Origin of the sequence: Halioxenophilus aromaticivorans (genome assembly GCF_042850945.1) — a bacterium.
In the GTDB taxonomy this organism is placed as follows: domain Bacteria; phylum Pseudomonadota; class Gammaproteobacteria; order Pseudomonadales; family Cellvibrionaceae; genus Halioxenophilus; species Halioxenophilus aromaticivorans.
The window spans coordinates 2,424,388-2,438,108 of the sequence record NZ_AP031496.1 but is presented as its reverse complement, the minus strand read 5'-3'; the positions used below and the strand labels follow the sequence as shown (position 1 = coordinate 2,438,108).

The following is a 13,721-nucleotide window of genomic DNA, read 5'->3' as shown; positions in this document are numbered from 1 at the left end:
AACAATGCACAGCCAAAGTAGCAATATAGCTCTATAGTGGTAAACTTAGGCTCAGAGCCAAAACAAAAATCGCAAGGCAGCATCGTGGCACCAACGGAAGGTAAAGCATCAAACACACGCCCTCCTCCCGTTCGTTCTCAGCAGCCCGCGAAACAGCAATCCAAACTTTAAAACCGTGGCTCGCACTTTTGTACGTGCCAGGCATAAACTAAACTGCAGGTAACGCAACTTGGGCACCACATATAACAATACCAGGCACATTCGCCAGCAAGCTGGCTGGACCTCCGCTGCGTTGCTCGGTTTGTGCCTTTACGCTACGCTGGCACAAACCGAGCAACACAGCTCCGGCCTGTGCTGGTAGCGTTAGTGGTAAAAGGAAAAGTTATGAGTAGTAAATTGTCATGCCTCGTATATATAGAAGTAAAAGAAGGGCGAGCACAGGATCAAATTGATTTATACAATGATATTAAACCTCTGGTTTTGGCGGAGCCAGGCTGTATTAAGTACGAATTAAAAAGAATTAAAGGTAGTGATACTAAGTTTCTTTTAATAGAAGAATGGACTTCACAAGAAGCGCTTGATGCACATGACGCAACGCCGCATATGATTGATGCAGATTCTAAAAGTCCTTCGTTTAGAGTAAAGCCAGCCGAAGTAGTCGAAGTTGTTGATGTTTAGTTACGTAATTAATCTAATTGTTTTGATTTTAAGGGAAAGTCAAAACGTAGCAGCTAGCAACAGAGGGTGAGATTATGTCTATTAGACTAGCAACCTTAAATGATGCACAAAACATTGCCAAAATCATTGCCTTATCTAATAGAGGTGTTGCTAAGGAATTTGCAATAAATAGAGACAATAACCCTAAGCACCCATCATTTTGCGATGAAAGCTGGGTCTTATCTGATTTTGAACGAGGTGAAGAATACTTTCTCTATGAAATTAATGGTGAGATTGTTGGTTGCGTAGCATATGAGCAAACCAGAGCAGAAGTTGCCTATCTCAATCGTTTGTCGGTGTCGCCGCAATATAGAAATAATGGAATTGGTAATGAGCTTACTCAACACATTTTCCAGTATGGAAAGTCAAAAGGGGCAACTACTGTCAGCATAGGTATTATTGCAAAACATACTAAGTTAAAAGAATGGTATGCAAAGCTAGGCTTCGTAGAAAACGGTCTTAAGGAATTTTCACATTTACCTTTTGATGTGTTGTTTATGAAATATGAGCTATAAAACCACTAACAAGGCGCTGCTACGGAGAATTAACTCGCTGGCGCTCGTAAATTTCCGCAGAGCGCGGCGTTATGTTTAAGAGTCGTCCATGCCCCAAGAGTTAAATAAGCAGGCTATTTTCGAACACTTAGATTCATGGAGTGGTTTTGACAAGAGTATTTCCGAAGCAGGCGAAGCCTATAAAGTTATCTTATCTTGCGGAAATAGAAGTGTGGTGATTACTACGCCTTTTGAAGTGGGTGAATTTTTCGTAGATTTTACTGTAGATGATAAGGTCATTTATTCAGATTGGTATGAAATAATGGATGATCCACTACCTGAATTTATGGCTTATACATGGCAGGTAGCTGAAAATTTTCTATCCAATAGTACAAGGGTAATTTCGAAAGGTTGGTGGGTATTTAAAACACACGAATTACAATTTCAATCAAATGGAATATGGTCTAATGTATTCACTACAAAAACATAACAAATTGCTCCACTCGGACACATACTGCTACGCTCGCTTTTGTGTATGCCGCTTCGCGTCATTTTCACACAAAAACGCTCTGCGCAGTATATGCCGGTGAGCAAGGCGTTATAAGTCTACGGTGGTTTTTGGGTTAGCTTGCTGGACCATCACAGTGATTCACAGCTAAGCATCGTTGCAATGCCGTAGCTCTGTAGCAATACCAACACCGCACAGCCAAAGTAGCAATACATCGCAATGGTGGTAAACTTAGGTTCAACACCAAAGGACAAATCGCAAGGCAGCAATGTGGCACCAACGGAAGGTAAAGCAGCAAATACACGCCCTCCTCCCGTTCGTTCTCAGTAGCCCGCGAAGCAGTAATTTAAACTGTAAAACCGTAGCCCGCACCTTTTGTACGTGCCACACACAACCAAAACAGCAGGTAGCGTAACTTGGCCACCACATATAACAAGCGACTGTGGTTCCAAGTCAAGTCTACCGCAAGCAATTCTTACTTTATTAGGCCTCTTGCCACCGACTTCCATCACGCACCATGGCGTTTAATATGGTCATCATTTTTCGCATGCAGGCGGTGAGCGCTACCTTCTTGTGCTTTCCTGATGCAACCAACTTGTTGAAGAAGTTTTTCATGATTGGATTACATTGAATCGCACTCATCATTGCCATATACAAAACGGTTCTAATTGGTGCTCGGCCACCTTTGATTCTTCGTTTGCCTCGCATGCTCCCACTATCTCGATTGTAGGGCGCTAACCCGCAAAGCGCGCCGACTTGTCGGCTACTCAATGAACCAAGTTCTGGTAGCTCTCCTAAGAGCGTATGCGCTACCGCCGGACCTACACCAGGAACGCTCAACAAGAGATCATAGGTAGATTGCCATTCCGTCACCTCAGCCACAGCTTTCGTAAGTCGAACGTTGACCCAATCTATTTCTTTGTCCAGAACTTTAATTAGTCTAGCGTGCGATCTCTCTAATCTGTTTACTGACTTGTGAAGCCGATTAAGCTCTTGGGTTCTAGCTTCGATCAACTGTCGCTTTCTCGCCAGTAAGTCCTTGACGTACCGTACCTTTTTGCTACTTATTGCTCTAACCTCAGGCTTCATAATCGCACTGAATTGAGCAATGATTCGAGCATCAATCTTATCCGTTTTAGCCATCACTCCTTGAGCCTTCGCGAACTGCCGAATATTCATAGGTTGAACAACGACAACCGGCATGTCTGCGTCTGCCAAAGCTTCAACGAGCGATCGCTCATATCCACCTGTGGCCTCAACAACGATTCGGGTTAAGTTATAACGCCGTAAAGTTTTAATAAGATTTTTAATGTCACTTTCTGTGTTGTGAATTTGCCAATAACGATCACACTCCAAAATGTGAATATCGAGAAAAGTTTTACCCACATCGATACCAATATTTCGTTCTTGTTTGATGTTCGCTCTAGAGGTTGTGTTCATAACTCACCCTTGCTACATTCGGGCTCGTGGCCCCTTCGACTGTTCGAGTTAAAAGTAGGGTCAGCACGGCGCTCCGGCTTGTTAACGGACTCGGTAATACCGGTGCCTTTCAGCCATCGAGCTACCGTGCTGAATGTCTGTTGCCGCAGACATGGGCCACACTTTATCGCTTAGATAACAGGAAGGGAAATCGTGTTATTCCAACCATACAATTCCAGCCACACTCGCCAGCAAGCTGGCTGGACCTCCGCTGCGTTGCTCGGTTTGTGCCTAATCGCTACGCTAGCACAAGCCAAGCAACACAGCTCCGGCCTGTGCTGGTAGCGTTATAAGTCTTCGGTGGTCTTAGGGCTGGCAAACTGAATAATCGCAGTGAATCCCAACAAAGTATCTGTGCAAAACCTTAGCCACTTGGCGCGGTCAGCGCTGCACAAGCAAAGTAGCAATAGCCCACCAGAGTGGTAAACTTAACCTCAGCGCCAAAGGAAAAATCGCAAGGCGGCTAAGTGGCACCAACGGAAGGTAAGCACCAACGACACACCCTCCTCCCGTTCGCTCTCAGCAGCCCGCGAAACAAAGCACAAAATTGCAAAATCGTGGCCCGCACCTTTCATCCGTGCCACACATACACAAAATACCAGGTAGCAATATGGCCACCACATATAACAAAACCAGGCACAATCGCCAGCAAGCTGGCTGGACCTCCGCTGCGTTGCTCGGTTTGTGCCTAATCGCTACGCTGGCACAAACCAATCAACACAGCTCCGGCCTGTGCTGGTAGCGTTATGAATTCGTACTGAAGTAAGAAGGAGTAGAGAAATGGAATTTTCCATTTTGGGATTGTCAGGAATATTGGCCGCTTTTTGGATGTGTTTTGGTGTTATATACGTGTCGCGCCTTATTCCGGGTTACAGCCATTCTAATGATGTTATGAGTGCTCTCGGCGCCAAGGGATCTCCAGCTTCAAATATCCACCCCTACATCAACAATTATCCTATTGGTATTTTATTCTTTCTGTTCGGTTTCTACCTTTACAGTAACTCGCAAAATAGTTGGCTTTTATTGGCTTCTGGCGTTTTGGTTATGGCGCATGGAATCTCTCATATTGTCGCAGGCATCTTTCCTTGCGATGAGGATATTGAATCCAATAATCCGTCAAACACCCAAAAAGTACACATGGCTGCTGGTCTTGTGATGCAAATTTCCCTGCTAGTGGCGGTCGGTATTTGGTCATTTTCAGAAATATCATTATCAGCTTGGTTTCGCTGGCTATCGGTCGTATGTTTATTTGTCTCCATCATATTCTTGGTTTTAATGGTTAGAGCAATGAAGCAAGATAAGTATGTGGGTCTGTATCAACGTATTAGTGTAGGTGCTCTAGTATTGTGGGTTGCCATTCTTAATGGTGTATTGCTTGGCTCCCATTCATAACAAAGTAAAGCAGTTCGCGGCTATCGCCGCCGGACTCACTATCGTTCGCCGCTGTTTACGGCGTTATAAGTCTACGGTGGTTTTAGGGCAGCAATCCGAATCATCGTTGTGAATCCCAGCAAAGTATCAGTGCAATGCATTAGGTCCGCAGCACCAACTACAGCGTACAGCCAAAGTAGCAATACACCACCAGGGTGGTAAACTTAATCTCAGCGCCAAAGGACAATTCGCAAGGCAGCTAAGTGGCACCAACGGAAGGTAAAGCACCAAATCAACACCCCCTCCCGTTCGTTCTCAGCAGCCCGCGAAACAAAGCACCAATTTGCAAAACCGTGGCCCGCACTTTTGTAAGTGCCACACACAAACAAAATAGCAGGTAGCAATATGGCACCTACATATAACAATACCAGGCACAATCGCCAGCAAGCTGGCTGGACCTCCGCTGCGTTGCTCGGTTTGTGCCTTATCGCTACGCTGGCACAAACCAAACAACACAGCTCCGGCCTGTGCTGGTAGCGTTAGAAGAATAGTATGCACCAAGAAGCGATAAAAGCATTCGGAGCATTTATATACGCATTCATGAGTCCGGTCTGGCCTTTTGCCATATTGGTATTTTGCATCAATGGCGGCATCAAAAGTTGGTTTGGAATTATGGCCACCGCACTGTTAACATCCATATCTTATGTCGCAGCGAGTACAAACGTCCGTGAAGCCACGCTGAAAGTAGGCGTCTTGGAGACAACCTTTTGGTTCTTAACAATGCTTTCGTTGGCTATGTTTGTTTATGCACTAATGAACCCAGCTCTAGCTTTGTTTGTGTTAGCAATCGCGCTTGTTGTTTTAACACTGTCTTATCTTCGAATAACCAGTAAATTTATCTATCATAGGGTTAAATGTGGGCCTGTCCTATCGTGGTTTTAACTCTTCTAACAAAACCAGCCACAATCGCCAGCAAGCTGGCTGGACCTACGCTGCGTTGCTCGGTTTGTGCCTTATCGCTACGCTGGCACAAACCAATCAACACAGCTCCGGCCTGTGCTGGTAGCGTTAGCACCATTAATGAATCAGGCACTTGAGTACGCTAAAAGTATCAATCTGGAAGAAATAAAGTTTATTTCGATGGCTGATTACGGACAAGATTCAACTCAACATTTAGAATCTTTAAAGAAACTTATATTCGAACAGGATTGCGTAGTAAATGGAGATCAATATTGGTTTCCTTATGAAGTGGTCGAGTTGGCACGTTGGAACTGTAAAGATGGTCACGAAAAGGAATTCGCTATTTGCAATATTATTATCGCTCTTTCAATTATCGCAGGCGCGGATAGTTCAAATGATCCGACCTATATGATAGATACCAATGCATCAGAATATGACAAATTAACAGAGCCGGTTCGGGATCTGGTTCTTGGTGTTCTAATTAAGGCAGCGAAAAAGAGCTAACAATTGTAGCCACCAGACACAAACTGCGGCGGCGCCTTTTGTGTTCCGCTGCGCTTATAACACAATGGCACCTCCACAGTTTGTGCAGGTGCTACAGGCGTTATAAGTCTACGGTGGTTTTAAGGCAAGCAATCTGAACCATTGTAGTGAACCCCAACAAAGTATCAGTGCAATGAGAAGCTCCGCAGCACCACCTACAGCGTAAAGCTAAAGTAGCAATACATCACAAGGGTGGTAAACTCAGACTCAACGCCAAAAGACAAATCGCAAGGCAGCATCGTGGCACCAACGGAAGGTAAAGGATCAAATTAACGCCCTCTTCCCGTTCGTTCTCAGCAGCCCGCGTACCAAAGCACTAAAATGCAAATCCGTGGCCCGCACCTTTTGTACGTACCACACATAAACAAAATTCCAGGTAGCAATATGGCCACCACATATAACAATACCAGGCACAATCGCCAGCAAGCTGGCTGGACCTCCGCTGCGTTGCTCGGTTTGTGCCTTAACGCTACGCTGGCACAAACCAAACAACACAGCTCCGGCCTGTGCTGGTAGCGTTATACGAAACCCAAATTTTAAGTCCGATGCATAGAATACCCGCTCTAGACTGGATTATTGACTACCTGGAAAAAGGTAATATCCCATATTTAATATGCGGCGGTCTCGCTGCTCAAGCATATGGATCAAAGAGGCAGTTAGCCGATATTGATCTATATGTCCCAGATCAATTGATCAATCAAATTTCATATATGGGGAAGGACTACGTCACTTTTGGACCTGCGCACCATATTGGCGAGAAGTGGGATCTCACCTATGTGCAATTCAACTATATAGATCAGATAGTTGAAATTGGTAGCGATAAGGAATGTAAAATTTATGATTCAATTTCCAAATCTTGGTGCCAAAAGAAGCTCGACTTTAAGAAGTACCAATTGCTTTCGCTCTATGGTCGTCAACTCAGAGTTATGGAAAAAGATGAACTAATCACCTATAAGCGAAAGCTAGGACGGCAGGTAGATCTAGAAGATGTCAGTCAATTCGTATAACAAAAACAAGCACGGGAACCAGCTACGCTCCTCCAATTTACGGTTCACTTCGTTCACTCTACCGCAAATTGGCTCCACTGCGCTGGTCCCGTGTTGTTGGCGTTATGAGCTTACGAGAGTTTGAGCTATGGATGAAAGAATCGAGTGTAAAAGTTGCGGGAAAAAGTGCACACCTAGGCTCTGGCATCTAAAGGGAGGATTTTTTCTACAGAATAGAGTACAGCATTTATGTCCATTTTGTGGAACAGTAATGTACCAATCAGGTGGTGGATTAGCCCTCGGATCTGTACTGCTAGGAATTAGTATTTTTCTATATGCGTTGTATTCAGTAGACCAAGTAAAAAATAGTGACAAAGCAATAATTCGTAACTTAGAACATGAAATTCAAGAATTAACTATTAAAATAGACAAATACGAACGGGATATCGCGTCTCTTTCAGCCAAAACGGACGGAGGAAAAAACCCTCAGCTTCTAAAACAGATTAAGGGGAAACCTGAGAAACTTGCTAAACTCAAATCGTTATTAAATGAAAAGCAAACTGCTCTTGTAGGAGCAAAGGGCTCATAACAAGGGCCTCAAATCGACGCCCACTCCGTGGGCGCAATTTAGGCCAGCGTTATATGCCAATAAGGAGAAACCGTGAAGAAGTACATGGTTATTGAAAATTTCAAGCCTGGGCTAATGGAAGAGAATTACAAGGTTTATAACGCGAAGGGGCGCCAATTACCTGATGGTTTGTATTATTTGAACTCGTGGGTAAACACAGAAAAAGACATCTGCTTTCAACTGATGGAATCAAATAATGAGGCTCTGTTTTATGAGTGGTTTAAAAAGTGGGAACAGTTCGTCGATTTTGAACTGTATCCTCTTGATTAAGCACATAACAAGCAAAGGCAAAGCGACGCGTACTGGGCGCTTGCTTTGAGCGTTAGGCATATAGAGATATCGGAGAAAACATGGAAGAACATATTGGAAGTTGTTGTTGTGGAGATATTGAGTATTGCTTTAAAGGCGATCCAATAAACTCAATTTTTTGCTATTGTAGTGAGTGCCAATCACTTACAGGCTCAGATAAGTGGTTTGGAATTTGGGTGCCTAAGGATAATTTCAACTTTACAAAAGGTGCGCCATCAACTTATTCGCGAGTTGGTGATTCAGGAAAAAAGGTTAACTATCAGTTCTGCGGAAATTGCAGCACTACATTATGCGCTGAAATAACTGTAGGGAAATTTAACTCTGTTTCAGCAACATCATTAAAAAACAATAAATTCAGCCCCAAAATGTCAATCTACACATCTTCGGCGCCATCATGGGCATTATTTCCTGAAAATGTCCCAAAGTTTGATATTTTACCACCGGGAATGGGTGGCTAAATGCCATACAAGCGACTGTGGTTCCAAGTCAAGTCTACCGCAAGCAATTCATACTTTATTAGGCCTCTTGCCACCGACTTCCATCACGCACCATGGCGTTTAATATGGTCATCATTTTTCGCATGCAGGCGGTGAGCGCTACCTTCTTGTGCTTTCCTGATGCAACCAACTTGTTGAAGAAGTTTTTCATGATTGGATTACATTGAATCGCACTCATCATTGCCATATACAAAACGGTTCTAATTGGTGCTCGGCCACCTTTGATTCTTCGTTTGCCTCGCATGCTCCCACTATCTCGATTGTAGGGCGCTAACCCGCAAAGCGCGCCGACTTGTCGGCTACTCAATGAACCAAGTTCTGGTAGCTCTCCTAAGAGCGTATGCGCTACCGCCGGACCTACACCAGGAACGCTCAACAAGAGATCATAGGTAGATTGCCATTCCGTCACCTCAGCCACAGCTTTCGTAAGTCGAACGTTGACCCAATCTATTTCTTTGTCCAGAACTTTAATTAGTCTAGCGTGCGATCTCTCTAATCTGTTTACTGACTTGTGAAGCCGATTAAGCTCTTGGGTTCTAGCTTCGATCAACTGTCGCTTTCTCGCCAGTAAGTCCTTGACGTACCGTACCTTTTTGCTACTTATTGCTCTAACCTCAGGCTTCATAATCGCACTGAATTGAGCAATGATTCGAGCATCAATCTTATCCGTTTTAGCCATCACTCCTTGAGCCTTCGCGAACTGCCGAATATTCATAGGTTGAACAACGACAACCGGCATGTCTGCGTCTGCCAAAGCTTCAACGAGCGATCGCTCATATCCACCTGTGGCCTCAACAACGATTCGGGTTAAGTTATAACGCCGTAAAGTTTTAATAAGATTTTTAATGTCACTTTCTGTGTTGTGAATTTGCCAATAACGATCACACTCCAAAATGTGAATATCGAGAAAAGTTTTACCCACATCGATACCAATATTTCGTTCTTGTTTGATGTTCGCTCTAGAGGTTGTGTTCATAACTCACCCTTGCTACATTCGGGCTCGTGGCCCCTTCGACTGTTCGAGTTAAAAGTAGGGTCAGCACGGCGCTCCGGCTTGTTAACGGACTCGGTAATACCGGTGCCTTTCAGCCATCGAGCTACCGTGCTGAATGTCTGTTGCCGCAGACATGGGCCACACTTTATCGCTTAGATAACAGGAAGGGAAATCGTGTTATTCCAACCATACAATTCCAGCCACACTCGCCAGCAAGCTGGCTGGACCTCCGCCATGTTGCTCGGTTTGTGCCTTAACGCTACGCTGGCACAAACCAATCAACACAGCTCCGGCCTGTGCTGGTAGCGTTAAACGTGAAGAGGAAGCATGGAAGTATCAAGCTCGGCAATCACTGGTGCAATGAGAGTTGGAGTTCAAGTTGTTAGCTCCCACAAGGCGCCTGTCCTCGAAATATATCACCAAGTTAGAAACAGGTTTGGGCCAGAGTTTGAGTATGAAACCCCAAAGGGCGTTTCTGGTGAAGCAACAATCAAGCAAAAAACGAGATTCCAAGATATTTTCGTTGAGTTCACCCTAGTAAATATTGGTGGCTCTAGAGCAGAGAATATAAAGCTCAGTATAAGTGGTGTTCTAAGGCGCAATTCACCAAGAGAAAGTTTTGGTGAACTATTCGATGTAGTTATTCCCCAAATGGCACCTGGCCAGAGTCGTTTCCTTTTTAGGTTTGACGATCATGATCTTAATGAGTATCCAGAGGGCGGGGGGAGACCAATTGGATTAAAAAACGAATCTTTCACTATTTTGATGGAATATGATTCAGGGAAAGGCATATTGAATTGGTTTCTATCATTGCTATCTAAATTGAGAGGCAAACGGAGATTTCGTGAGGAATACACATTTTTTCCGCAGCTAGTCACGGGTGATCTCCCACCAGCAGAGTATGCACCATGAAACGTTTAACAAATGCGTCAATTAGGACGCTCGCAAGCTCGCGCCTATTACGCAGGCGCTAGGCATCAATCGAATTTATCAAGGAGGCAAAAAATGTCCGTAAAAAATGGTAGTTGCGGGTGTGGAAATTTAAAATACTCTATTGACGGTGAACCAATAAATTCGCTGTTTTGCTATTGCAAAGAATGCCAAATTCTTACTGGCTCGGATAAATGGTTTGGGGTATGGATTCCAAAAGATAATTTTAAAATTGTTAGTGGTAGTCCTGTTATCTTTACTCGTAAGGGTAGCTCAGGAAAAGACATGAATTATCTATTCTGTGAAAAATGCGGAGTAACAATATGCGCAGAAGTTACAGTAGGTAATTTTTATTCAGTTGCCGCATCCACTTTAAATAATTCAAATGAGTTTGTACCAGCAATGGCAATTTATACAGCTTCAGCTCCAAATTGGGCGGTGTTTCCTGAAGGAGTGCCTAAGTTTGAAATTTTACCCCCAAACCTGGGTGCTTAAATGCCTAACAAATTGCTCAACCTGAAGCCATACCTCCGCTTCGTTTCGCCCATGCACTGCGTGCATTTTATGGGCTACACAACGCTCCCGGCATGGCTCAGGTTAGCAAGGCGTTATAAGTCTACGGTGGTTGTGGGGGTTATGAGCTGAACCATCACAGTGATTCACAGCAAAGTATCCGTGCGACACCTTAGTCCCCTAGCGCGGTCAGCACTGCACAAACAAAGTAGCAATACCAATCCAGGGTGGTAAACTTAGGCTAGGCACCAAAGCAGAAATCGCAAGGAAGTGACCTTTCCCCGAAAAATAGAACCATGACGTTGATGAGATTTCCAGTTAATCTACTCCCAAGGGGATCTCATTACTATGAAGAAACGATACACCGAAGAGCAAATCATCAAAGCGATCAAACAGCATGAAGCGGGTACCAAAGTGCCTGATATTTGTCGCGAGCTGGGGATATCTGAAGGTACTTTTTACAACTGGCGTTCAAAGTATGCTGGCATGGAAGTCAATGAAGCTAAACGCATGAAGGATATGGAGGCGGAGAACGCCAAGTTGAAGAAGCTTCTTGCAGAAAAGCTACTTGAAGTGGAGGCCATGAAGGATGTCTTGTCAAAAAAGTGGTAAAGCCGGCTGAACGTAAGCCTGTCGCCAGTTATCTGGTCGAAACGTTTGGCTTGAGCGAGCGCCGTGCTTGCTGGCTTTCTGGTATTAGCCGAACAGGCTATCGCTATCGGGCTAAGGGCTACGACGACGATGTTCTTCGGAAGCGATTGAAAGAGCTAGCAGCACAATACAGTCGGTATGGCTACCTCTTGCTACACGGGTTACTGAAAGCCGAAGGGTTGGTGACTAACAAGAAGCGAACCTACCGTGTTTACACAGAGGAAGGACTGCAGGTTCGTACAAAAAAGCGTAAAAAGCTCACGCGCCCTGTGCCTGTGATGGACTTACCTAAGCAAATCAACGAGCGCTGGTCTATGGATTTTGTATCAGATCAACTGAGTAATGGTAGACGTTTCCGAATACTAAATGTAGTTGATGACTACAGTCGCGAACTGGTCGGACAGCTGGCAGAGTTTTCTATTAGTGGAAATCGCGTAGCCCGTTTCTTAGATCAACTAATCGAGACCCGTGGTAAGCCTGAAAGTATCACTTGTGACAACGGTACTGAATACACCAGCAAAGCCATGTTCTTCTGGAGTAAAGAAAATCAGGTCAAACTCAACTTTATTCAGCCTGGCAAGCCAACGCAAAACGCCTTCGTCGAAAGCCTAAATGGCAAGTTTAGAGACACCTGTCTGAATCAGCACTGGTTCCGAACAATAGAGGAAGCCCGCTACGAAATAGATCAATGGCGTGCGCACTATAACCATGAGCGGCCGCACAGCTCATTAAATTACATGACGCCAGTAGCCTACGCGGCACAGGCAGCATAAGGCAAATATCTCATCGAGGGAGTGGTATTAACTTAGGGGAAAGGTCAATATAACAAGCGACTGTGGTTCCAAGTCAAGTCTACCGCAAGCAATTCTTAGTTTATTAGGCCTCTTGCCACCGACGTCCATCACGCACCATGGCGTTTAATATAGTCATCATTTTTCGCATGCAGGCGGTGAGCGCTACCTTCTTGTGCTTTCCTGATTCAACCAACTTGTTGAAGAAGTTTTTCATGATTGGATTACATTGAATCGCACTCATCATTGCCATATACAAAACCGTTCTAATTGGTGCTCGGCCACCTTTGATTCTTCGTTTACCTCGCATGCTCCCACTATCGCGATTATAGGGCGCTAAGCCGCAAAGCGCGCCGACTTGTCGGCTACTCAATGAACCAAGTTCTGGTAGCTCTCCTAAGAGCGTATGCGCTACCGCCGGACCTACACCAGGAACGCTCAACAAGAGATCATAGGTAGATTGCCATTCCGTCACCTCAGCCACAGCTTTCGTAAGTCGAACGTTGACCCAATCTATTTCTTTGTCCAGAACTTTAATTAGTCTAGCGTGCGATCTCTCTAATCTGTTTACTGACTTGTGAAGCCGATTAAGCTCTTGGGTTCTAGCTTCGATCAACTGTCGCTTTCTCGCCAGTAAGTCCTTGACGTACCGTACCTTTTTGCTACTTATTGCTCTAACCTCAGGCTTCATAATCGCACTGAATTGAGCAATGATTCGAGCATCAATCTTATCCGTTTTAGCCATCACTCCTTGAGCCTTCGCGAACTGCCGAATATTCATAGGTTGAACAACGACAACCGGCATGTCTGCGTCTGCCAAAGCTTCAACGAGCGATCGCTCATATCCACCTGTGGCCTCAACAACGATTCGGGTTAAGTTATAACGCCGTAAAGTTTTAATAAGATTTTTAATGTCACTTTCTGTGTTGTGAATTTGCCAATAACGATCACACTCCAAAATGTGAATATCGAGAAAAGTTTTACCCACATCGATACCAATATTTCGTTCTTGTTTGATGTTCGCTCTAGAGGTTGTGTTCATAACTCACCCTTGCTACATTCGGGCTCGTGGCCCCTTCGACTGTTCGAGTTAAAAGTAGGGTCAGCACGGCGCTCCGGCTTGTTAACGGACTCGGTAATACCGGTGCCTTTCAGCCATCGAGCTACCGTGCTGAATGTCTGTTGCCGCAGACATGGGCCACACTTTATCGCTTAGATAACAGGAAGGGAAATCGTGTTATTCCAACCATACAATTCCAGCCACACTCGCCAGCAAGCTGGCTGGACCTCCGCTGCGTTGCTCGGTTTGTGCCTAATCGCTACGCTGGCACAAACCAATCAACACAGCTC

The 13,721-nt window shown here is 44.8% G+C and carries 17 protein-coding genes; 14 read left to right on the top strand and 3 right to left on the bottom strand.

Annotated features, from left to right (window positions below):
* Window positions 1-384: 384 nt before the first annotated feature.
* The 3 genes from ACGHM3_RS10665 to ACGHM3_RS10655 all read left to right on the top strand — a co-directional run bounded on the left by ACGHM3_RS10665 (window position 385) and on the right by ACGHM3_RS10655 (window position 1,701).
* A complete protein-coding gene (locus ACGHM3_RS10665) occupies window positions 385-678 on the top strand; it encodes a putative quinol monooxygenase (RefSeq protein WP_345426179.1) in 294 nt (97 codons plus the stop codon).
* Window positions 679-752: 74 nt separating this feature from the next.
* Window positions 753-1,232: a GNAT family N-acetyltransferase gene (locus ACGHM3_RS10660; protein WP_345426181.1), complete on the top strand. Its 480-nt coding sequence runs from the start codon at window positions 753-755 to the stop codon at window positions 1,230-1,232.
* An 88-nt stretch (window positions 1,233-1,320) separates the two neighbouring features.
* The gene (locus tag ACGHM3_RS10655; RefSeq protein WP_345426182.1) at window positions 1,321-1,701 is read left to right on the top strand and encodes a hypothetical protein; all 381 of its coding nucleotides are present in this window, start codon (window positions 1,321-1,323) and stop codon (window positions 1,699-1,701) included.
* A gap of 501 nt (window positions 1,702-2,202) precedes the next feature.
* Here ACGHM3_RS10655 and ACGHM3_RS10650 read toward each other — a convergent pair.
* The gene (locus ACGHM3_RS10650; protein WP_390517743.1) at window positions 2,203-3,159 is read right to left on the bottom strand and encodes an IS110 family transposase; all 957 of its coding nucleotides are present in this window, start codon (window positions 3,157-3,159) and stop codon (window positions 2,203-2,205) included.
* 819 nt (window positions 3,160-3,978) lie between these two features.
* Here ACGHM3_RS10650 and ACGHM3_RS10645 point away from each other — a divergent pair.
* The 7 genes from ACGHM3_RS10645 (at window position 3,979) to ACGHM3_RS10615 (ending at window position 8,453) form a co-directional block, all read left to right on the top strand.
* Complete coding sequence (locus ACGHM3_RS10645) at window positions 3,979-4,590, top strand: DUF998 domain-containing protein (protein WP_345426234.1); 612 nt, start codon at window positions 3,979-3,981, stop codon at window positions 4,588-4,590.
* 531 nt (window positions 4,591-5,121) lie between these two features.
* On the top strand, window positions 5,122-5,511 hold the full coding sequence (locus ACGHM3_RS10640; RefSeq protein ID WP_345426232.1) for a hypothetical protein: 390 nt from the start codon (window positions 5,122-5,124) through the stop codon (window positions 5,509-5,511).
* Between the two features lie 138 nt (window positions 5,512-5,649).
* On the top strand, window positions 5,650-6,033 hold the full coding sequence (locus tag ACGHM3_RS10635; RefSeq protein WP_345426230.1) for a hypothetical protein: 384 nt from the start codon (window positions 5,650-5,652) through the stop codon (window positions 6,031-6,033).
* Window positions 6,034-6,578: 545 nt separating this feature from the next.
* Window positions 6,579-7,079, top strand: coding sequence for a hypothetical protein (locus tag ACGHM3_RS10630; protein WP_345426228.1), 501 nt, complete (start codon window positions 6,579-6,581; stop codon window positions 7,077-7,079).
* Window positions 7,080-7,329: 250 nt separating this feature from the next.
* The gene (locus ACGHM3_RS10625) at window positions 7,330-7,647 is read left to right on the top strand and encodes a hypothetical protein (RefSeq protein ID WP_345426226.1); all 318 of its coding nucleotides are present in this window, start codon (window positions 7,330-7,332) and stop codon (window positions 7,645-7,647) included.
* Between the two features lie 72 nt (window positions 7,648-7,719).
* Entirely contained in the window at window positions 7,720-7,956 is a 237-nt protein-coding gene (locus ACGHM3_RS10620; RefSeq protein ID WP_345426223.1) for a DUF3303 family protein, read from the top strand.
* Between the two features lie 80 nt (window positions 7,957-8,036).
* Complete coding sequence (locus ACGHM3_RS10615; RefSeq protein ID WP_345426221.1) at window positions 8,037-8,453, top strand: GFA family protein; 417 nt, start codon at window positions 8,037-8,039, stop codon at window positions 8,451-8,453.
* Window positions 8,454-8,511: 58 nt separating this feature from the next.
* Here ACGHM3_RS10615 and ACGHM3_RS10610 read toward each other — a convergent pair whose 3' ends face one another.
* The gene (locus ACGHM3_RS10610) at window positions 8,512-9,468 is read right to left on the bottom strand and encodes an IS110 family transposase (RefSeq protein ID WP_390517743.1); all 957 of its coding nucleotides are present in this window, start codon (window positions 9,466-9,468) and stop codon (window positions 8,512-8,514) included.
* Between the two features lie 192 nt (window positions 9,469-9,660).
* Between ACGHM3_RS10610 and ACGHM3_RS10605 the strand changes: the two genes are divergently transcribed.
* The 4 genes from ACGHM3_RS10605 to ACGHM3_RS10590 all read left to right on the top strand — a co-directional run bounded on the left by ACGHM3_RS10605 (window position 9,661) and on the right by ACGHM3_RS10590 (window position 12,353).
* Window positions 9,661-9,792, top strand: a complete 132-nt coding sequence (locus tag ACGHM3_RS10605; protein WP_345419200.1) for a hypothetical protein — start codon at window positions 9,661-9,663, stop codon at window positions 9,790-9,792.
* 21 nt (window positions 9,793-9,813) lie between these two features.
* Window positions 9,814-10,398, top strand: a complete 585-nt coding sequence (locus tag ACGHM3_RS10600; protein WP_345419197.1) for a hypothetical protein — start codon at window positions 9,814-9,816, stop codon at window positions 10,396-10,398.
* A 93-nt stretch (window positions 10,399-10,491) separates the two neighbouring features.
* Complete coding sequence (locus tag ACGHM3_RS10595; protein ID WP_345419194.1) at window positions 10,492-10,911, top strand: GFA family protein; 420 nt, start codon at window positions 10,492-10,494, stop codon at window positions 10,909-10,911.
* Window positions 10,912-11,277: 366 nt separating this feature from the next.
* A protein-coding gene (locus tag ACGHM3_RS10590) for an IS3 family transposase (protein WP_390517716.1) occupies window positions 11,278-12,353 on the top strand; the annotation gives its coding sequence in 2 pieces (ribosomal slippage) (window positions 11,278-11,527 and window positions 11,527-12,353; 1,077 coding nt in all).
* Between the two features lie 103 nt (window positions 12,354-12,456).
* On the opposite strand, the gene ACGHM3_RS10585 is transcribed toward ACGHM3_RS10590, so the two are convergent.
* Window positions 12,457-13,413, bottom strand: a complete 957-nt coding sequence (locus ACGHM3_RS10585; protein WP_390518079.1) for an IS110 family transposase — start codon at window positions 13,411-13,413, stop codon at window positions 12,457-12,459.
* Window positions 13,414-13,721 lie beyond the last annotated feature (308 nt).